20 protein-coding genes are annotated in these 18,682 nt (G+C 63.1%); 7 read left to right on the top strand and 13 right to left on the bottom strand.

The genetic code is table 11. The features are described 5' to 3' along the window. Positions 1-47: 47 nt before the first annotated feature. The gene (locus H0241_RS02145; protein ID WP_181055783.1) at positions 48-842 is read right to left on the bottom strand and encodes a L,D-transpeptidase; all 795 of its coding nucleotides are present in this window, start codon (positions 840-842) and stop codon (positions 48-50) included. 169 nt (positions 843-1,011) lie between these two features. Between H0241_RS02145 and H0241_RS02140 the strand changes: the two genes are divergently transcribed. Next, a complete protein-coding gene (locus H0241_RS02140; protein WP_181055782.1) occupies positions 1,012-2,484 on the top strand; it encodes an MATE family efflux transporter in 1,473 nt (490 codons plus the stop codon). A 3-nt stretch (positions 2,485-2,487) separates the two neighbouring features. On the opposite strand, the gene H0241_RS02135 is transcribed toward H0241_RS02140, so the two are convergent. After that, positions 2,488-3,693 carry an MFS transporter gene (locus tag H0241_RS02135; protein WP_181055781.1) on the bottom strand — a complete coding sequence of 402 codons (1,206 nt, stop codon included), beginning with the start codon at positions 3,691-3,693 and terminating at the stop codon, positions 2,488-2,490. A 154-nt stretch (positions 3,694-3,847) separates the two neighbouring features. Here H0241_RS02135 and H0241_RS02130 point away from each other — a divergent pair, with 154 nt between their 5' ends. Continuing rightward, positions 3,848-4,423 carry a TMEM175 family protein gene (locus tag H0241_RS02130; protein WP_181055780.1) on the top strand — a complete coding sequence of 192 codons (576 nt, stop codon included), beginning with the start codon at positions 3,848-3,850 and terminating at the stop codon, positions 4,421-4,423. 9 nt (positions 4,424-4,432) lie between these two features. Here H0241_RS02130 and H0241_RS02125 read toward each other — a convergent pair whose 3' ends face one another. Continuing rightward, entirely contained in the window at positions 4,433-4,714 is a 282-nt protein-coding gene (locus H0241_RS02125) for a hypothetical protein (protein WP_181055779.1), read from the bottom strand. Between the two features lie 132 nt (positions 4,715-4,846). Between H0241_RS02125 and H0241_RS02120 the strand changes: the two genes are divergently transcribed. Beyond that, positions 4,847-5,713, top strand: coding sequence for an SDR family NAD(P)-dependent oxidoreductase (locus H0241_RS02120; protein WP_181055778.1), 867 nt, complete (start codon positions 4,847-4,849; stop codon positions 5,711-5,713). Positions 5,714-5,724: 11 nt separating this feature from the next. Here the strand turns inward: H0241_RS02120 and H0241_RS02115 are convergent, their stop codons facing one another. The 4 genes from H0241_RS02115 to H0241_RS02100 form a co-directional block, all read right to left on the bottom strand. After that, the gene (locus H0241_RS02115; RefSeq protein WP_181055777.1) at positions 5,725-6,150 is read right to left on the bottom strand and encodes a low affinity iron permease family protein; all 426 of its coding nucleotides are present in this window, start codon (positions 6,148-6,150) and stop codon (positions 5,725-5,727) included. 406 nt (positions 6,151-6,556) lie between these two features. Then, the gene (locus tag H0241_RS02110) at positions 6,557-7,198 is read right to left on the bottom strand and encodes a DapH/DapD/GlmU-related protein (RefSeq protein WP_181055776.1); all 642 of its coding nucleotides are present in this window, start codon (positions 7,196-7,198) and stop codon (positions 6,557-6,559) included. 106 nt (positions 7,199-7,304) lie between these two features. Further along, positions 7,305-7,808: a CreA family protein gene (locus H0241_RS02105; RefSeq protein WP_181055775.1), complete on the bottom strand. Its 504-nt coding sequence runs from the start codon at positions 7,806-7,808 to the stop codon at positions 7,305-7,307. A gap of 63 nt (positions 7,809-7,871) precedes the next feature. Further along, positions 7,872-8,378, bottom strand: coding sequence for a cytochrome b (locus tag H0241_RS02100; protein ID WP_181055774.1), 507 nt, complete (start codon positions 8,376-8,378; stop codon positions 7,872-7,874). Between the two features lie 212 nt (positions 8,379-8,590). Between H0241_RS02100 and H0241_RS02095 the strand changes: the two genes are divergently transcribed. The 3 genes from H0241_RS02095 to H0241_RS02085 all read left to right on the top strand — a co-directional run bounded on the left by H0241_RS02095 (position 8,591) and on the right by H0241_RS02085 (position 11,991). Beyond that, positions 8,591-9,178 (top strand): SCO family protein, encoded by a 588-nt coding sequence (locus H0241_RS02095; protein ID WP_181055773.1) that lies wholly within the window; start codon positions 8,591-8,593, stop codon positions 9,176-9,178. Then, on the top strand, positions 9,178-10,050 hold the full coding sequence (locus H0241_RS02090) for a 50S ribosomal protein L11 methyltransferase (protein ID WP_181055772.1): 873 nt from the start codon (positions 9,178-9,180) through the stop codon (positions 10,048-10,050). Before H0241_RS02095 ends, H0241_RS02090 begins: the two co-directional genes overlap by 1 nt. A 96-nt stretch (positions 10,051-10,146) precedes the next feature. Beyond that, positions 10,147-11,991 (top strand): aminopeptidase P family protein, encoded by a 1,845-nt coding sequence (locus H0241_RS02085; protein ID WP_181055771.1) that lies wholly within the window; start codon positions 10,147-10,149, stop codon positions 11,989-11,991. Here H0241_RS02085 and H0241_RS02080 read toward each other — a convergent pair. The 4 genes from H0241_RS02080 to H0241_RS02065 form a co-directional block, all read right to left on the bottom strand. Further along, positions 11,981-12,877 (bottom strand): LysR family transcriptional regulator, encoded by an 897-nt coding sequence (locus tag H0241_RS02080; protein ID WP_181055770.1) that lies wholly within the window; start codon positions 12,875-12,877, stop codon positions 11,981-11,983. The two genes, H0241_RS02085 and H0241_RS02080, sit on opposite strands and share 11 nt — an antisense overlap. Positions 12,878-13,233: 356 nt before the next feature. Continuing rightward, positions 13,234-13,530, bottom strand: a complete 297-nt coding sequence (locus tag H0241_RS02075; RefSeq protein WP_181055769.1) for an AzlD family protein — start codon at positions 13,528-13,530, stop codon at positions 13,234-13,236. Beyond that, a complete protein-coding gene (locus H0241_RS02070; protein ID WP_181055768.1) occupies positions 13,527-14,255 on the bottom strand; it encodes an AzlC family ABC transporter permease in 729 nt (242 codons plus the stop codon). Before H0241_RS02070 ends, H0241_RS02075 begins: the two co-directional genes overlap by 4 nt. Before the next feature lie 95 nt (positions 14,256-14,350). Further along, a complete protein-coding gene (locus H0241_RS02065) occupies positions 14,351-14,695 on the bottom strand; it encodes a hypothetical protein (protein WP_181055767.1) in 345 nt (114 codons plus the stop codon). Between the two features lie 205 nt (positions 14,696-14,900). Here H0241_RS02065 and H0241_RS02060 point away from each other — a divergent pair, with 205 nt between their 5' ends. Then, the gene (locus H0241_RS02060; protein WP_181055766.1) at positions 14,901-15,659 is read left to right on the top strand and encodes an SDR family NAD(P)-dependent oxidoreductase; all 759 of its coding nucleotides are present in this window, start codon (positions 14,901-14,903) and stop codon (positions 15,657-15,659) included. A 12-nt stretch (positions 15,660-15,671) separates the two neighbouring features. Here H0241_RS02060 and H0241_RS02055 read toward each other — a convergent pair whose 3' ends face one another. Together H0241_RS02055 and ligA are read right to left on the bottom strand one after the other, a co-directional pair. Next, positions 15,672-16,391 (bottom strand): DUF2461 domain-containing protein, encoded by a 720-nt coding sequence (locus tag H0241_RS02055; RefSeq protein WP_181055765.1) that lies wholly within the window; start codon positions 16,389-16,391, stop codon positions 15,672-15,674. Then, positions 16,364-18,568, bottom strand: a complete 2,205-nt coding sequence (gene ligA / locus H0241_RS02050) for an NAD-dependent DNA ligase LigA (RefSeq protein ID WP_181055764.1) — start codon at positions 18,566-18,568, stop codon at positions 16,364-16,366. The genes H0241_RS02055 and ligA overlap by 28 nt, the downstream gene beginning before the upstream one ends. Positions 18,569-18,682 lie beyond the last annotated feature (114 nt).

Raw genomic sequence — 18,682 nt, 5'->3', positions numbered from 1 at the left:
CTGGCGCGTCCGCTTTTTTTGTCGGCGCTCAGCGCATCGCTGATGCCTTACTTCAAGATCTCGGCGTCCTTCGGCACGCCGGCATCGATCGGCTCGGCGGTCCTGTTCGACACCGCGGTGATCTTGCCCGCAGCCGAAAGGTTCGGCCGCACATAGACCTGGGCGACGCCGTTGACCCGGCTGTAGAGGTCGATGATGTCCTGGTTCATGAAGCGCACGCAGCCCGACGATGCGTTCTTGCCGATGGAATCCCATTCCGGCGTGCCGTGCAGCCGGTACATTGTGTCCTTGCCGTCGCGGAACAGATAGAGCGCACGGGCGCCGAGCGGGCTCTGCGGTCCCGGCGGCATGCCATCCTTGTACTTCGCCAGTTCGGGGCGGCGCTGAATCATTTCCGGCGGCGGCGTCCACACCGGCCACTTCTTGCGGGCCTGGACCACGGCGCTGCCGGTCCATCCGAAACCGGCCTTGCCGACGCTGACGCCATAGCGGATAGCCGTGCCGCCATCGCGCACCAGATAGAGGAAATGCTCGGAGGTATCGACGACGATGGTGCCGGGTTTTTCACCGGTCGGGTCTGCCACGATCTGGCGCACGAACTTCGGATCGAGCTTGGCCACCGGGATCGCCGGCAGCTGATAACCCTCGTCGACGCGCGCCGCATACATGCTTTCGGCAGCGCCGAAAGCCGAGTCGCTTGGCGGCGGCGGCGCTGCCGCTGGCGGCGTGACGACGTCCGTGGTGGTGCAGGCCGCAAGAGCCACGGAGGCCGCGCTCAAAGCGGATGCGCCGAGAAACGCGCGCCGGTTCAGACGCTCAGAAAACAGCGGATTGTCAGACATGATCCCCCCGGTTTGCGCCCCACACGGCGACGATCCATATCCCATTCGGGATGCTTTGAGAACCTGATTGGCGCAGGCACGCAAAGCGGAATGTTCCGATGCCGCATCGACCTTGCCCACTAAATCGGCGATCATTACGACCGGACTGAGACAGCGCCGAGTGCCCGCCATGGACGAAAAAATGCCCCCGCGCCGGCGCACCGTCGACCTGACCAGCGGCCCGATCCCGCGCACGCTGCTTTTGTTCGCGCTGCCGGTGCTTGGTTCCAACGTGCTGCAGTCGCTCAACGGTTCGATCAATGCCGTCTGGGTCGGCCGCTTCCTCGGGGAATCGGCGCTGGCCGCGACCTCCAACGCCAATCTGGTGCTGTTCCTCATCCTCGGCACGGTGTTCGGCATCGGCATGGCGGCGACCATCCTGGTGGCGCAATCGGTCGGCGCCCGCGACCTGCCCGAAGCGCGCCGCATCGTCGGCACCAGCGCCACCTTCTTCTTCCTCGTCTCGGTGGTCTTCGCCGTCTGCGGCTGGATCTGGGTCGACGCCATCCTCAACACGCTGGGAACACCGCCCGACGCTCTGCCGCTGGCGCGCTCCTATCTGCGCATCATCTTCGTCGCCGTGCCGATGATGAACCTTCTGTCCTTCGTCATGACGGTGCTGCGCGGCGCCGGTGACTCGCGCACGCCATTCTTTTTCATGGCGCTCGCCGTGGTCCTCGATATCGTGCTCAACCCGTTGCTGATCCGCGGCATTGGCCCTTTCCCCGAGCTCGGCATTGCCGGCTCCGCCACCTCGACACTGATCGGCCAGACGGTGAGCGTGATCGCCATCCTCGTCGTGCTTTATGCCCGTAAGCATCCGCTACGGATTGCTGGCGCCGACCTCGCTCTGCTGCGGCCGGACCCGACACTGCTCAGGATCGTCGTCTTCAAGGGAGTGCCGATGGGTCTGCAGATGATCGTGATTTCGGCGGCAGCGCTGACGGTGATGGGCATCGTCAATTCCTACGGCTCGCAGGTCGCCGCAGCCTACGGCATCGCCGCGCAGCTGTGGACCTACATCCAGATGCCGGCACTGGCGATCGGCGCCGCGGTCTCTTCGATGGCGGCGCAAAATGTCGGCGCCGGGCGCTGGGACCGGATCGGCCGCATCGCCGCCTCCGGCGTCGGCTTCAACCTCGTGCTCACCGGCGCGCTGGTGGCGCTGTTGTTCTTCTTCGACAGGCCGGTGCTCGGCCTGTTCCTCAGCGGCGACAGCACCGCGATCGACATCGCCGCCTACATCAACAAGGCGGCGTCCTGGTCGTTCATCCTGTTCGGCATCACCATCGTGCTGTTCGCCACCGTGCGCGCCACCGGTGCCGTGATGCCGCCGCTGATCATCCTGGTCATTTCGGTGCTGGTCGTTCGCACCGGCTTTGCCTATTTCATGCGCGGCGTCATCGGCGAGGAAGCACTGTGGTGGAGCTTTCCGGCGGGCTCGATCACCTCGCTGGTGCTGGCCGCCGCCTACTATCGCTTCGGCCACTGGCGAACCATGCACATGATCGAAGACCGGCCGGCCGCCGGCGAGCCGCCCGACACCGGCCTCGGCATTCCGCGCCAGCGCGCCAACATGGCTCCCGAGACGCCGAACGGGTGAGGTTCAGCGCGCGTATTTGGCGCCGAATCCCAGTGCTACGACCGAGAAGACGGTGATCATGCCGGCGAAGGCCAGGCTTGCGGTGGCGGCGCTGGTCCAGCTCGACAGCAGGCCGATGCCGATGACCGGCAGCGCATTGCCGCAGAAGCAGCAGATGAAGAATGCCGACACCACTTCGGCACGGCGATCCGCAGGCGCGATCTGGTTCACCACTTGCAGGCCGCCGCGATAGCCGAGCGCCGCAGTCACGCCGCACAAAGCAGTGGCGGCAATCATCAGCGACATCGAGGCAAAGATCTGCGCCGCAACCACCAGCGCCACCGCCGGGATCATCAGCGCCAGCGCCGCCAGCATGCCGGCGCGGCTGGACAGTCTGGTCGTGCCTAGGATGGTCACGGCCGCAACGATCGACAGTTCGAAGAACAGCCCGCCGGCCTCGGCATGGTTGGCCACATGCAGCTGCTGCGCCAGGATGCTCGGCGCAAGTGCCGCATAAAAGCCGACCAGCGCCATGGCGCCGAAACCGGTGACGGCCGGCGCTACGAAAGCGGCGCGGATGTCAGCCGGAACCGACAGCCGCGGCTGCAGCGAAACATCGGCCAACCTCCCCGGCCGCGAGACCGTTTCGCGGGTGCGCCAGATCAGCAGCGTCACCACCACGAGCAAGGCAAGATAGACCGCAAACGTCAGCCTCAACGGCCAAGGCGCGTATTCGCCGAGCAGCCCCGATACCAGCGCGCCAAGGCCGAGGCCAACGAAGTTGGTACTGGTGGCGATAACGGCCGCGCGCGATTTGTCCTCACCCTCGATCAACTCCGCGAGCCAGGCGGTGCCGGTTCCCGCACCGACGCCAATGCCAAGCCCGCTCAGGATGCGGGCGACATCGAGCCAGGCGACATTCTCGGCCAACAGGAACACCAACGCGCTGACCACCGCCACTGCCATCGCTGCCAGTGCTGCCGGCCGGCGGCCAATGCCGTCGGAAAGGCGTCCGAACATCAGCAACGCGCCAAGATTGCCGACGACATAGACGGCATAGACCAACGTCAGCGTGATCTGCGAGAAGCCGAACGCCTGCTTGTAGATGACGTAAAGCGGCGTTAGCGCCGTGCTGCCGGCGAACAGACCTGCGATCATGGCGGCAACGGCCATCCCGGCGCGGCCGCCGAGTTCATTGTCGCGCGTCATGGTTTCGGCATTACTGGTCATGGCAACCTCCGGCCAGCTGCCCAACGCCCCAATCGAAGTCCAACGTCCATGTAAGGACGGCCGTTCCACTTGCCCAACCCGCTCCTGACAATCTTGTCAGGATGGCCTTGCCCGAGATCCTCCCGTAACGTCTGTCCATCGAGAGGGAGGAATCATGGGCAAAGGCAGGGTCGAGGCATTCACCGATGGCGTCGTCGCCATCATCATCACCATCATGGTGCTGGAGCTGAAAGTGCCGCATGGCGAGGATCTTTCCGCGCTGGCGCCGCTGTGGCCGATCTTCTTCAGCTATGTCTTGTCCTTCATCAATGTCGGCATCTACTGGAACAATCTGCACAACATGTTCCACACCGTGCAGCGCGTCGACGGCCGCGTGCTGTGGGCCAACCTGAACCTTCTGTTCTGGCTGTCGCTGATCCCGGCAACGACGGCCTTCATGGGCGAGAATCATTTCGCGCCGATCCCTGTCGCCGTCTATGGCGTCGACCTGGCGCTGTGTGGGGTGGCCTACAGGATTCTTGTGACCAAGCTGCACCACCTGCATGGCAACGAGACCGCCTTCGCCAAGGCGCTGGGCAGTGACCGCAAGGGCAAGATTTCGGTCGCGCTTTACACAGCAGCGGTGCTGCTGACTTTCGTCAACCAGTGGATCGGCGTCGCGATCTACGTATTGGTGGCCGCGATCTGGTTCGTGCCGGATACGCGTTTTTCGCGGGTGATCGAAAAGTAGCGGCCGGCGCTACTTGCGCATCGCCTTCAGCTTTTCGGCGACCGACGCGGCGAGATCGGCATAGCGCTCCTCCAGCCGTTCGGCCGCCTTGATGATCGAAAAATCATGGCCGAATTTTTCCAACGCCACGCGCAATTTCTCGACGAACTCTGCCTGTTTTTCCAGCGCCGAAAACAACGTCTTCACCTGCGCTTCGCTGATATCGGGATTGGCGAGCATCTGCGGCACCTCACGGCCCATCTGGTCGCCGGTGGCGGTCTGCTCCCTCAGGATTGCGATCCAGTCGGTCAATCGGCAGTCTCCCTTTTCGGTCGTAACATGCGCAGCCGCCGCCGACGCGGTCAACCCGAACACACTGGCCGGCCTTGCACGAAGCGCATCCCGCGCTAAGTTCGGCGCGACCCGAAACCCAAGGAAAAGATCATGACCAGCGACGCCGAAATCCAGTCCGCTTTGCCCGCCCTCAGCCGAGGCAATGTCGCCGTCATCACCGGCGGCGCCAGCGGCATCGGCCTTGCCGCGGCCAAAAGGCTGGCGGCGATGGGCATGAAGCTGGTGCTGGCCGATATAGGCGGCGCGCGCCTCGATGCGGCCCGGCAGGCGGTCGCCGCGATCACCGGCGAGGATACGGTGCTTGCCGTCGCCACCGACGTCTCGAAGGCCGACGATCTCGCCCGGCTGGCGGAAAAGACGCACGCCGCCTTCGGCCCTGTCTCGCTACTGATGAACAATGCCGGCGTCGGCAACAATCCGGGAAAACCGTGGGAAAACGGTGAGGCCTGGAAGCGGCTGATCGACATCAATTTCTGGGGCGTCGTGCACGGCGTCGAGGCCTTTACACCGGCCATGCTGGCGTCGGGCAAACCCGGCCTGATTATCAACAGCGGCTCCAAGCAAGGCATCACCACGCCGCCCGGCAATCTCGCCTACAACGTTTCCAAATCGGCGCTGAAGACCTTCACCGAAGGCCTTGCGCATGCGCTGCGCAACGAACCGGGCGCGAAGCTGGCGGCGCATCTCTTGATTCCCGGCTTCACCTTCACCGGCATCACCGAGGGAGCGACCGAAAAACCGGCCGCCGCATGGACCGGTGAGCAGGTGATCGACTTCATGCTGGCCTCGCTCATCAGCGGCGATTTCTACATCCTGTGCCCCGACAATGAGGTGAAGCGGGCGACGGACGAAAAACGCATGGCCTGGGCGATCGGCGACATCATCGAGAACCGCCCTGCCCTGTCTCGCTGGCATCCCGACCACAAGGACGCCTTCGCGGCCTTCATGGATCGCTGATCAATGTGACTTTAGGCAGCGCGTTTCTTGGACGCGCGCTTCTGCGTGACGGCCTTCTTGGCGGCCAGCTCCGCGATCTCGCGGTCATGGCGTTTTGCCGCCCGCTCGCATTTGTCTCTGATTTCCTCGACCTCGGATTCCGTCAGGTGTTCGATGCCGATGAAATGGTTGTGACCCCTGCCGACCCGGATCAGTTCGTCGAGCTTGGCCTGGACCGCGGCGCCATCGCGGTTCTGGGTGTTCTGGATCAGGAACACCATCAGGAAAGTGATGATCGTCGTTCCGGTGTTGATGACGAGCTGCCATGTATCGGAAAAGCCGAAGAACGGCCCGCTGGCCGCCCAGACGACGACGATCGCGCAGCAGCCGACAAAGGTCAGCGGCAGGCCGGCCAGATGAGCAACTGTGTTGGCGATCCTGGTAAACAGCTTTTCCAATTCAAATCCCTCAATGTCCCAAAGCGCGGTGAGCCGTACGGCGCCGCACTCGTTGCTCAGCAAGAAACAATCGGCAGCCGCTCCAGGTTCCCTGTCCGCCTTACAATCGCTGATGCAATTGACCACACGCCAAAGGCGCAGCGCCGGGAAAAGCCGCCTTATGGGTTTGTTGCCATAGTCCCTGTGTAGGCCAGAAAGCCTGCTCCTTCCGCTTCACGGCGGTTTACCTCCAAGCCCCTTCCGCTGCGCCACCCCCGCATAGCGGAAGGGGTTACCGGAGACCGGCGGAAGCTCGTCCCGACAGGCGCGTAGTCTCAGAATTTCGGCGCCAGGATTTCGACCAGCCAGTCGATGAAGACGCGCACGCGCGGCGATAGCTGGCGGCATGCTCATCTGAGCGCGGCGCTCAGGAGGGATCCTGTTCCCAGCGGTCGAGGAAGGCCTCGATCGGCAACGCCTGCATGTCGGGAACCGCCTTGGCGAGTTTCTCCGGCGGCCAGTCCCACCAGGCGAGGCTTTCGATCCGCGCCGAGATCTCGGCCGGAAACCGTCGGCGCAATGGCTTCGCCGGCACTCCGGCGACGATCGCATAGGCCGGCACGTCCCGCGTCACCACCGCATTGGCGCCGACAATGGCGCCATTGCCGATGCTGATGCCGGGCATGATTACAGCGCCATGGCCGATCCAGACATCGTTGCCGATGCTGACGGCCTTAGCCTGCCGCCGCTCGCGGAACGCCGCGTCGATGCCAAGCCAGCGGAAATATTCGTTCGGCCGGTAGCTGAGCTTGTGCTGGGTGAGCCGCTCGATCGGATGCTCCAGCGCATTGATGCGGCTGTTGGCAGCGATCGAGCAGAACTTTCCAATGGTCGTGTAGATCGCCTCGGCATGGCGCTCGAAATAGGAGAAATCGCCGACGACCACCTCTCGCAGCACCACCCGCTCGCCGATCGAGACATAGCGGCCAAGCTTGCACGCCTTCAACTCCGCAGTCGGATGGATGCGCGGCTCAGGATCTTTGAGGACAAGGTTTTCGCTACGGTCCATATGGCGGCTTTACGTCAGAGCAATTGCCGCCGCAAGGCGGAAGCAATTGTCCCCGCGCAATTGCTGGAAGCAATTGTCGCGTCGCCTAACAGCCCAGAGTAACCACCTATTTCGGCTGGCCGCTGGTCCATACCACGCTCTGGCCGAACAGCGGTACCGTGGTTACCGACATTTTCGCCGAGCCGTCCTGCACCTGGCGCGAATGCGACAGGTAGATCAGCGTCTCGTTCTTCTTGTCGTAGATGCGGTTCACCACCTGCTTCTTCCAGATCAGGCTGATACCTTGCTTGAACACCTCTTCGCCGCCCTCGCTCATGTCGATGTCGCCGATGGTGATCGGGCCGGTCTGGCGGCATGAGATCGAGGAATCGGACGGATCCTCGAACCAGTTGCCCTTGTGCAGCCGGTCGATAACGCTGCGGTCGAAATAGGAGACATGGCAGGTCACGCCCTCGACCTTCGGGTCCTTGATCGCTTCGACGATGATGTCGTTGCCGACCCAGTCGACGCCGACCTTGCCGACCTCCTCGGCCACGGCGGCGCCAGCACCAAGGGCAAAGCATGCGGCCAATGCGCCACCAAACAGTTTTCGCCCAATCCGTCGTTGCAAGGGAGCCTCCTCAGGTTCTGGTTTTGCCGACCACAGGTGGGGCGACCAGCCTGGCTTTGCAAGCTAGGCCTGCCGGAATGCCAGCATCCGCCGCAGCACATCGGTCTTGAAGACGAAATGCTGAAAGAGCGCGCCAGCGGTGTGCAGGAGCACAATATAGAGCAGGACATTCTGGCCCAGTACATGCACCTGGGCCGCCGCCGATACACCCAGGAACCAGGCGACCGCGCCGGCAAGCGGAACGATGAAGATAAGCGCGTAGATGACGAAATGCGTCGCTCTCGCCAGCAGTCTCAGGGCCGGATGCTCCATGCCTGAAACCGGCGGAACGCCGCGTGCGATCCTGAGCCAGAGCCGCCATGCGGCCAAAGTCAGAACCGTGAGGCCGATCACGACATGCATATAGGCCAGCGGCACGTCGCTGGGTGACACCTCCTGCCCCCTGCGAAACGCGCGCCAGACATGCTGCATGCCGTCAGGAGCGACAAACTGGACCAGGATCAGCGCTGCGATGCTCCAATGCAGCCATATCTGGGTCTTCGAGTAGGAGGCTACAGGCGTGTCCGACATGGGCTGGTTCCATCGCAAGAGAGCAGACCGTCAAGATAGGTAGAGGTCCGAACCGGTCAAATTACGGTTTGGTAATTCCGACCACATCTGAGGCAGCATCGAAAGCCGGTTGCGGCAACGCGACATCTTTGCGCGCACGGGATCAACCCGTTAAGACTGTTCGCCAAACGGCGCTGATCCGGCGCCCATCAAATCACGACGGACACTTCCTGATGATGCGTTCAATCCTGGTCGGCATTCTCGTCCTTATGGCGGCCGGCATCGGCTGGCTCACCTTCGACTGGTACAAGGGCCATTATGGCGGCGAGCCGTATGGCGGCGCTTTCGCGCTGGTCGACCAAAAAGGCGAACCGATCACGGAAGCCGCCCTAAGGAGCGGCCATCCCAGCGTCGTCTTCTTCGGCTTCACCCATTGCCCGGAAGTCTGTCCGACCACGCTGTTCGAACTCGCCGGTTGGCTGAAGACCCTGGGCGACGACGGCAAGAACCTCAACGCCTATTTCGTTACCGTCGACCCGGAGCGCGACACGCCCGAGGTGATGAAAACCTATGTCGGCAATTTTTCCGACCGCATCGTCGGCATATCGGGCGATCCCGACAAGGTGCACGCGATGGCGAAGTCCTTCAGCATCTACTGGAAGAAGGTCGACACCGGTGACGGCGACTACACGATGGACCACACCGCCTCGGTGCTGCTGCTGAATGCCAAGGGCGAGTTTTCGGGCACCATTGCCTATGGCGAAAGCGCCGATACGGCGATCGCCAAGCTGAAACGATTGGCCGCAGGCGCCCAAAGCTGATGGTGCAGACCAGACTCTATTTCACGGCTGGGAAGGTCGAGGCCGACAGCATCTTTGCCGCGCTCGAAGTGGCTTTCGAGGATGAAGGCCTGCCGCTCGCCGTGCTCGAAGTCGACGAGGACCGCGACATCTACGAGGTTTCGCTCTATGCCGATGGCGATGTAGACGCTGTCGAGACAAGGCTAAAGGACATCCTTGCCGGACTTTCGCTGCCGAAGCCGATCGAGCGCGAGGTCTTGCCCGATATCGACTGGGTGGCGCGCTCGCTGGAAGGGCTGACGCCGGTGCGCGCCGGGCGCTTCTTCGTCCATGGCGCGCATGACCGCCGGAAGCGCCATAGCGGCGAACTCGCCATCGAGATCGAGGCCGGCCTTGCCTTCGGCACCGGCCATCACGGCACCACCGCCGGCTGCCTCGAAATGCTGGAACGGGTCGTGCGGCGTGAGCATCCAAAAAATGCCCTCGACCTCGGCACCGGCAGCGCCGTGCTGGCGATCGCCGTCGCCAAACTGGCACGTATTCAGGTGCTGGCGACCGACATCGATCCGATTGCTGTCAGGGTCGCTGCCGCCAATGCCCGTCTCAACCACGTCAAGGCGCTGGTCGAAACCGTAACGGCGCCCGGCCTCCACCACCCGATCTTCGGCAAGCGTGCGCCCTTCGACCTCATCGTCGCCAACATCTTGGCGCGGCCGCTGATGCGGCTGGCGCCGGAAATGGCCAGGCACATCAGCCTCGGCGGCTCGATCGTGCTGTCCGGCATCCTCGAGCGCCAGTGCAACGCCGTGATCTCGGCCTATGTCGGCCAGAATTTTCGGCATGTCAGGACCTTGCACCGCGAAGGCTGGGTGACGATCCACCTCAAGCATTAAACTGGACCAACCCCAGCCTGTTAGGGACACCGAAAATCGATTCCGGTTTTTCGGGTCATGCGCTACGGTCGCGCCGAATACAGGAGGATATCAGCCATGTTCCAGACCTTCGATTCCGCCGGCGATCCCAGCGTCGGCAAGCCGCGCGTGAAGCTGCTGCGGCGATGGCTGGCGGACAATGGCCTCGACGGTTTCCTGGTGCCCCGCGCCGACGAACACCAGGGCGAGTATGTCGCCGATCGCTCGGCGCGGCTGAAATGGCTGACCGGCTTCAGCGGTTCGGCCGGCGTCGCGCTGGTGCTGCGCGACCGCGCCTTCATGTTCGTCGATGGCCGCTATACCTTGCAGGTGCGCCACGAAGTCGATCTCGACATTTTCTCGATCGAAAGCCTCGTCGAAAACCCGCCGGCCTCATGGATCAAGGACAATCTCGGCAAGGGGGCCAGGCTTGGCTTCGACCCCTGGCTGCATACGATTGGCGACATCAAGGCGCTGAAGGCTTCAGCCGAGCAATCCGGCGCGACGCTGGTGCCGCTGGACAAAAACCCGATCGACATCATCTGGAAGGATCAGCCCGAGCCGCCGGTGGCGCCGGTCGAGATCCATCCGATCGGCTTTGCCGGCGAATTGGCCAAGGACAAGCTGGCGCGGTTGGCGGCGGCAATCGGCAAGGACGGCGCAACGCACGCCGTGCTCACCGACCCCTCCTCCATCGCCTGGGCCTTCAACATCCGCGGCTGCGACGTGCCGCACACGCCGTTGGCGCTCGGCTTTGCGATCCTCGCAGCCGACGGCAAGCACCAGCTGTTCATGGACAGCCGAAAATTCTCGCGCACGGTCGCCGCCTATCTCACCCAGCTCGCCGAATTGCACGAGCCCGGCGAATTCGAAGCGGCGGTGATTAACCTCGCCAAGGGTGGTGCAAAGATCGCGCTCGATCCGGTGCTGGCGGCGGAGAAGCTGCGAATGCTGGTCGGGGACAATGGCGGCACCGTTGTCGCCGCGCCCGATCCCGCCCGCATTCCGCGCGCCACCAAGAACCAGGCGGAAATCGCCGGCAGCCGGGCCGCGCATCGCCGCGACGGGGCGGCCGTCGCCAAGCTGCTGTGCTGGCTGGAGCGGCAAAAGCCGGGCTCGCTCGACGAAATAACCGTCGTCACCAAACTGGAAGAGACGCGCCGGCAGACCGGCGAGGAAACGCAGATGCCATTGCGCGACGTCTCTTTCGACACCATTTCCGGCGCCGGCCCGAACGGCGCCATCATGCATTACCGCGTGTCGCGCGCCACCAACCGCAAACTGGCAAAGGGCGAACTGTTCCTGCTCGATTCCGGCGCCCAATATCAGGACGGCACCACCGACATCACCCGCACTGTGCCGATCGGCCAGCCGACCGAAGAGATGCGCGAGCGCTTCACCCTGGTGCTGAAAGGCATGATCGGCATTTCGACGCTGCGTTTCCCCGCCGGCACGCGCGGTTCGGAGATCGACGCGGTGGCGCGTATGGCGCTGTGGAAGCATGGCTGCGACTTCGCCCATGGCACCGGCCATGGCGTCGGCTCCTATCTGGCCGTCCATGAAGGGCCGCAGCGCATTGCCCGCACCGGTACCGAAAAGCTGCTGGCCGGCATGATGCTGTCCAACGAGCCCGGCTATTACAAGGAAGGCTCCTACGGCATTCGCATCGAGAACCTGATCCTGGTGACGCAGGCCGAAACGGTCGAGGGCGGCGACATCGCCATGCACAGTTTCGAGACGCTGACGCTGGCGCCGATCGACGTCAGGCTGATACGCACCGACCTGTTGACGCGCGAGGAGTTGCACTGGCTGGATACTTACCATGCCTGGGTGCTGGCCGAGATCGGCCCGATGCTCGACGGCGAGACGCTGGCCTGGCTAGGAAAGGCCACCGCGCCATTGCCGCACGATCTCAAGCAGTAGTCGCGGCGGCAACCTTGCTTGGTATTGGGGAGCCTTGCTCCGCAAGCAGCTCCCGCAAAGCCTGGACGTTGGGAGAGCCGGCTCCCTTGCGCCAAAACAATACCGTCAGGGCACTGTCCTCGTCCGAAGGCAGTTCATGCACCTGCAGCCTGCCACTTTCAGGGAAGCCCTTGAGCACGCTTTTGGGCATCAGCGCTATGCCCATGCCAGCCGCCACGCAACCGAGCATCGCATGATATGAACCGAGCTCGACGATTTGCTCGGCCATGAAGCCTCGGCGCGCATACCATTCTTCCAGCCGCCTGCGATGTGGACAGCCATGCTCGAAGGCTATCATGGTTTTGGGCATGTCGCTGCGGTCCTCAATCGAACCGCGCGATGCCGCCGAGACAATGACCAACTCCTCGCAAAATGCAGCCTGCTTCTCGAACGGAGCGTCTGCGAGCGGCTCGGCCGCGAGCGCAGCGTCGAGTTCGCCGGCGAGCATGGCGGCCGCGAGAACCTGCGGGTTGCCGGTGCGCAGTTGGATCTCCACCTCGGGATAGCGTGCGTGGTACTCGGCGAGCAGGCCAGGAAGCCGAGCTGCGGCGGTGCTCTCCATAGCGCCAAGTCGCAGCTTACCGCGTGGGCGCGGATCGAGGACCGCCGTTCGCGCTTCCTCGGCAAGCGCCAGCAACCGGTCCGCATAGACAACCAACCTTCGGCCGGCTGCCGACACCTGCAGCCGCTTGCCTTCGCGGATAAACAGCCGGACGCCCAGATCCTCTTCAAGCTGCCGGATGCGAGTGGTCACGTTGGACTGCACACGAAACAGCTTTTCCGCTGCCTTGGTGATACCGCCCTCGCGCACCACCATGCGAAAGATGCGAAGGTCGGCCAAATCCATATATCTCTCCCGGAGAATAAAATGATCTTAATAATTCATTTTATCTGATGATCAACGGCGCGTAAATCGCCTGTTATTGACGCCGATTCGGGCGGTCAACCACGGGAGATGGAAATGTCACCTGAACCTCTCGGCCACTGGCCGATCGATCTTGGCGCATTGACTCCGATGCAGCGCGAGGCCCTTTACACCAACCTTGTGCGTCACGCCCATCAGGAGAGATCGGAGGCAATTCGGCTGAGCGCGGTGTGGATCGCTTCGATTTTCAAGAAGCGCCTGACTGGAATTATTGCCTCGATCACCACATGTGTCGGCGCTGCGTTAGTGAGCATACGTGGACTGACTAAGACAAAAAGTCAGCCGGCGAACTGCCGCGCCAGGATCAGCACCGCCGCTCCGGCCAAGAACATCGCCATCAGTCCGCCGCGCAGCGAGACGGCGGCGGCGACGGTCAGCGCCGCCCATTCCGCCGGCCCGGCGCTGAGCGCGGCGGGAGCCACCAGCGTCGTCAGCACCGCCGCCGGCACGGCGTTCAGGCCCGCCTCGACGCGCGGATGGATGTGGTCGAAGCGCGAGATCACCAGGTGGCCGCCAACGCGGGTGAGATAGGTGGCGATCGCACCGGCAATGATGATCCAGAAGGTGGCACTCATCGCTTTGCCTCCACGCCGCTATGATGGGGCGGCAGGATGACGGCCAGAAGCACGCCGGCAATGGCGCCGATGGAGACGTGCCAGGGCGAACCGACCGTCTTGTAGGCAATGATCGAGGCGGCCGCACTGGCAATCACCACTGGCAGCCACAAGGGCCGTTTGCGAAAACCCATGACCAGGCCGAGGAAATAGATCGGCAGCAGGAAGTCGATGCCGAGCGCATGCGTGTCCGGGATAAGCTTGCCGAACACGGCGCCCAGGCCGCTCTCGACCACCCAGAACACATAGACCGGCAGTCCAAGCCCCATATACCAGACGAAGCCAACCGGACGGCCGGACTCTGCCCTGGCCTCGGCCACGGCGAACTGCGGATCGGTGAGCACGAAATAGCCCAGTGCCTGCTGAATGACAGGCCAATGCGCGATGCGTCGGCCGATGCTGGCGGAGTAAAGCACGTGACGGAAATTGACCGCGAAGATGGACAGCACGATCAGCCATGGCGCGACATGCTGGCCGAACAATTCGATGCCGACCATCTGGCTGGCGCCGCCGAAGATCAGCGCGCTCATCAAAGAAGCTTCGAGAACGGAGAAGCCATTATCGACAGCAATGGCGCCGAACAGCAGCCCAAAGGGCGCCGCGGCGACGACCACCGGCATCGACAGCCTCACGCCGTCCCAGAAATCGCTCTTCGCACTTTTTTCGGAAATTGCTTCCACCGCCATAGAGCGCTCCTTCACGAAGCGCGGTATGTAGGCAGAGCCGGCTCGGTTGTCACACCAATTCGCTTGAGCCAAACGATCAGCGGAAATGATCGCCGCTAGGATTTACGCGAAATCGTGCATTCACTTTCCGGGATATCGCCAAGCCCTTTGGTCTCAATGATGAGGTCGCTTCGAGGAAAGCTTTTGACAAAAATGAAACCGGCTTTCTCACAAGCCGCCACGCATCGTGTAACGTTGGGTGGAGGATTCTTGCTTTGTCCTGACATGTTGACGCCATAGGTGCCGCTTGAGCACACAGCCTCCGCGCCGTCCGCATCCCGGCGCAGCTCAACAATGTCGAAAGTCTCGCCAACGATGCAGCCGGCGAGCCCGAACAGGGTTGCACCCAAAACGATGTATCGACCCGGCGTCACAACAACGGCCTCATAGACCCAGCGCAACGAATATCGGATGCCGCGCTCTGCTTGATTAGCAGCGTCGCGCTGAAAAGAGGGCGAATCTTGGACGAAGGGTTATTCTGCCTACTGACGAAATAGCGCTGTCATTTCGAAGTTGGTGATGTGCGAGACCTGCGCTTTCCTTGCCTGGCGTCTGGAAGCGGGTCATGAAGGTGGCGACCAGAAAGAAGTACACGAGGGGGTTCAGATGATCGCTTATGATTTCACCGGCAGGCATGCGGTCGTCACCGGCGCCGGCGGCGGCATGGGTGAAGCCATCACCTTGGCGTTGCTCGATGCCGGCGCTTCGGTCACCGCCATCGACGTCAAGCCGCGTCCGGCCTCGCTCGCCGCCTATGACGACAGGCTCACCTTCGCGCAAGGCGACCTCACCGACGCTGCCTTTGTCGAGCAGACCATCAACGCTGCGGGCCGCGAGCGCGGCGGCATCGACTATCTCGCCAATGTCGCAGGCGTGCTGTGGTTCGGCCGCGACAAATCGGCCCTCGAGATGGACCTCGATGTCTGGGACCAGGTCTTCAACATCAATCTGAAATCCTTTGTCCATACCGCGCGGGCGGTGGTTCCGCATATGCGTGCCGGCGGGCGCGGCGGCGCCATGGTGCATTTCTCGACCATCCAGTGGTATCGCGGCGATCCGACCCCGCAGGATGCCTACCAGGCCTCCAAGGCCGGCGTCTGTGCGCTGTCGAAGTCGCTGGCCATGCAGCTGGCGAGCGATGGCATCCGCTCCAATTCGATCTGTCCCGGCATGGCTCTGACCCCGCTGCAGGCACGCTGGGACACCGACGAGAAGCGCGCTGCCGTTGCCAATTATGCGCCGCTCGGCCGCATCGGCACGCCGCAGGACATGGCCAACGCCGCGCTCTTCCTGCTCTCCGACGCAGCAAGTTATATCACCGGCATTGAGCTCGCCGTGGACGGCGGTCTTTTGATGCGGATGTAGCCGTACAGCGTGCTAGCTCCGCGGTGCCGTGCCCTGGATCGCCCTGCCCCAGTCGAGCAGCGGCTTGGCGCGCATAGTGAAATCGACAAGCTCGTCGACCAGCGCCGGCGCGTGGATTCCGGCCGGATCGATCATGTGCTGGACATAGAAGTGCCGGTTGCGGATGGCGTCGACAAGATCGGGCTCGTTGACCTGCTCGAAGCCGCGCGGCATGCGCTTCAAGCGGCCTTCCGTTTCGAGTTCGAAGCCGTTTTTCTTCAGCGTTGAAAGCAGTTTTCGGAACTCGGCTGGCCGAGCGATAATGGCCTTGCGCATTGCCAGCAGCAGCGGCGGCTCCGGGTTCCACCAGGCGACATCGGCAAAGCAGCGGTCGACCCCGACATAGACGAAGAACACGCCCTGCTCCATCTTGGTGCCGTCCGGCGACAGCATCGCTGACAAATGCTGGTTATAGGGCCGCTTGTCCTTGGCGAAGCGGACATCGCGATTGATGCGAAACAGCGATTTCTTGCGGTCGCCGCGCAAGCCGAGCCCTGCCGCCGCGAAGCGCTCGGTCAGCGTCTCGACCAGATCGCAGAACGGCTCATGCAACTCGCTGTCGTAAAGCGCCCGGTTCTCCTGGAACCATTCGCGGCTCTGATGGAAATCGAGCGCCTTGAGGAACGGGATGGCTTTCTGGCCAAACCCTTTGAACGAACCGCCGGTCACGCCTTGCCGACCCGCTGCAGCCATGTGTCCTCGTCGACGACTTCGATGCCGAGTTCACTGGCAAGCTTCAGTTTGGAGCCAGCCCCCGGCCCGGCCACCAGGAGATCGGTTTTCGCCGACACTGATCCAGCCACCTTGGCGCCAAGCCGTTCGGCCATCGCCTTGGCTTCGGAGCGGGTCATCTTTTCCAGCGTGCCGGTGAAGACGATGGTCTTGCCGGCAACCTCGCTGTCGGCCGAAACGGTGACGATGTAGGGCTTCGGCTTGACCTGCTCGAGCAGCTTGTCGAGCACATCGTCATTGCGCTCATTGCCGAAGAAATCGCGCAGCGCGTCGATCACCGTGTCGCCAATGCCGTTGACCGACGGGAAGACGCTGTGCGGATCCTCGGCCGCTGCCGTCTCCTTGCCAACACGGATCAGCTCCTCGATGGTCGAGAACGTCTTGGCAAGCACGGCGGCCGTCGTTTCGCCGATATGCCTGATACCAAGTGCGAAGATGAAGCGGTCGAGTTCCGGCTCGCGGCGCGAATCGATGGCCGCGAACAGCTTGTCGAGACCTTCATAATTGCGGCCCTCGACACCGCGCACATTCTTGCGCGCCTTGCCCGATGCCGCCTCGCGCTGCCTGGCCTGCTCCTCGCGCCGCTCGGCCAGTGCTCTGGTGACAGCCGGCCGGCGATCCCTGAGGGTAAAGATATCGGCGGCTGTCTTGACCAGTCCCGAATTGAAGAACAGATCGATGTTTTCGGCGCCGAGGCCCTCGATGTCGAGCGCGCCGCGCGAGACGAAATGGCGCAGCCGTTCCACGGCCTGGGCGGCGCAGATCAGCTCGCCCGTGCAGCGCCGACGAGAATCTTCCTTGCCGGTCTTCTCGTTGACCTCGCGCGTCGCCGGCGAGCCGCAGACCGGACAAATGTGCGGGAATTCGTAGGGCACCGCATCGCCCGGCCGCTTGTCGATGACGACGCTGACGATCTGCGGGATGACGTCGCCTGCCCGTTGTATGACAACCGTGTCACCGATGCGGACATCGACGCCGTCCCGGATCGGCAGGCCGTTGCTGTCGAAGCCCTTGATGTAATCCTCATTGTGCAGCGTGACGTTTTCGACCACGACGCCGCCGACCGTGACCGGCGCCAGCCGCGCAACCGGCGCCAGCGTGCCGGTGCGGCCGACCTGGATGTCGATCTTCTGCACCGTCGTCATCGCCTGTTCGGCTGGGAATTTGTGCGCGACCGCCCAGCGCGGCTCGCCGGTGACGAAGCCCCAGCGGCGCTGCAGTTCCAGCTGATCGACCTTGTAGACAACGCCATCGATGTCGTAGCCGAGCGACGAGCGCTGCTCTTCGATCTTGTGATATTGCGCGATCAGTTCCTCGACCGACTTCGCTCGCACCATCAGCGGACTGACCTTGAACCCCCACTCGGCGAATTTCTGCACCGAACCATACTGGGTCGGCGCCGGGTCCGCCGTTGTGTAACCCCAGGCGTAGGCAAAGAATTTGAGATTGCGGCTGGCGGTGACCGAGGCATCCTTCTGGCGCAGCGATCCGGCAGCCGTGTTGCGCGGGTTGACATAGTCCTGGCCGCCAACCGCCGCGGAGCGCGCCTTCAGCGCCTCGAACTCGGCGTAGGTCATGTAGACCTCGCCGCGTATCTCGATGGTTTCGGGCCAGCCCGATCCCTTCAGCTTGGCGGGAATGTCGGCGATGGTCCTGAGGTTGGCGGTGATGTCTTCGCCGACAGCGCCATCGCCGCGCGTCGCACCCTGCACGAACACGCCGCGTTCATAGCGCAGCGATGCCGACAGGCCGTCGATCTTCGGCTCAGCCGTAAAGGCGATGTCGAGATCCTTATCGCGGTCGAAGAAGCGCCGGCCACGGTCGATGAAATCAGTGACGTCCTCGTCGGTATGGGCCTTGGCGAGGCTGAGCATCGGCACCGCATGGCGCACCTTGGCAAAGCCTTCCGCCGGCGCGGCACCGACCCGCAGCGAGGGCGAATCCTCGCGCACCAGACCGGGAAAGCGCTCTTCAATGGCAAGGTTGCGCCGTCTGAGGGCATCATATTCGGCATCGGTGATCGTCGGCGCATCCTCGGCATGGTAGCGCCGGTCATGGCCGGCGATCTCCTCGGCCAGAAGCTGGAGCTCATCCGCAGCTTCGCTTTCGCTTAACGATTCGACTGGTTTTTCAGACATGCAGCGGTCCCTGGATAGTGGCGCGACACATTAGATCAGGATTCTCTCACAGGGGAGAGCGGCCTTGGGAAAATCATTCCCGAACAGCGGGATGGAGCCATATCCTGACTCTGC

Origin of the sequence: Mesorhizobium neociceri (genome assembly GCF_013520985.1) — a bacterium.
Lineage (GTDB): Bacteria > Pseudomonadota > Alphaproteobacteria > Rhizobiales > Rhizobiaceae > Mesorhizobium > Mesorhizobium neociceri.
This window is presented reverse-complemented; position numbering and strand designations above follow the sequence as displayed.

Bases quoted from the DNA above. Each gene is read 5' to 3' on its own strand.
- H0241_RS02140 (WP_181055782.1), top strand. From the start codon at position 1,012: ATGGACGAAAAAATGCCCCCGCGCCGGCGCACCGTCGACCTGACCAGC.
- H0241_RS02145 (WP_181055783.1), bottom strand. From the start codon at position 842: ATGTCTGACAATCCGCTGTTTTCTGAGCGTCTGAACCGGCGCGCGTTT.
- H0241_RS02130 (WP_181055780.1), top strand. From the start codon at position 3,848: ATGGGCAAAGGCAGGGTCGAGGCATTCACCGATGGCGTCGTCGCCATC.
- H0241_RS02080 (WP_181055770.1), bottom strand. From the start codon at position 12,877: ATGGATTTGGCCGACCTTCGCATCTTTCGCATGGTGGTGCGCGAGGGC.
- H0241_RS02135 (WP_181055781.1), bottom strand. From the start codon at position 3,693: ATGACCAGTAATGCCGAAACCATGACGCGCGACAATGAACTCGGCGGC.
- H0241_RS02095 (WP_181055773.1), top strand. From the start codon at position 8,591: ATGATGCGTTCAATCCTGGTCGGCATTCTCGTCCTTATGGCGGCCGGC.
- H0241_RS02060 (WP_181055766.1), top strand. From the start codon at position 14,901: ATGATCGCTTATGATTTCACCGGCAGGCATGCGGTCGTCACCGGCGCC.
- ligA (WP_181055764.1), bottom strand. From the start codon at position 18,568: ATGTCTGAAAAACCAGTCGAATCGTTAAGCGAAAGCGAAGCTGCGGAT.
- H0241_RS02120 (WP_181055778.1), top strand. From the start codon at position 4,847: ATGACCAGCGACGCCGAAATCCAGTCCGCTTTGCCCGCCCTCAGCCGA.
- H0241_RS02055 (WP_181055765.1), bottom strand. From the start codon at position 16,391: ATGGCTGCAGCGGGTCGGCAAGGCGTGACCGGCGGTTCGTTCAAAGGG.
- H0241_RS02075 (WP_181055769.1), bottom strand. From the start codon at position 13,530: ATGAGTGCCACCTTCTGGATCATCATTGCCGGTGCGATCGCCACCTAT.
- H0241_RS02110 (WP_181055776.1), bottom strand. From the start codon at position 7,198: ATGGACCGTAGCGAAAACCTTGTCCTCAAAGATCCTGAGCCGCGCATC.
- H0241_RS02090 (WP_181055772.1), top strand. From the start codon at position 9,178: ATGGTGCAGACCAGACTCTATTTCACGGCTGGGAAGGTCGAGGCCGAC.
- H0241_RS02100 (WP_181055774.1), bottom strand. From the start codon at position 8,378: ATGTCGGACACGCCTGTAGCCTCCTACTCGAAGACCCAGATATGGCTG.
- H0241_RS02070 (WP_181055768.1), bottom strand. From the start codon at position 14,255: ATGGCGGTGGAAGCAATTTCCGAAAAAAGTGCGAAGAGCGATTTCTGG.
- H0241_RS02085 (WP_181055771.1), top strand. From the start codon at position 10,147: ATGTTCCAGACCTTCGATTCCGCCGGCGATCCCAGCGTCGGCAAGCCG.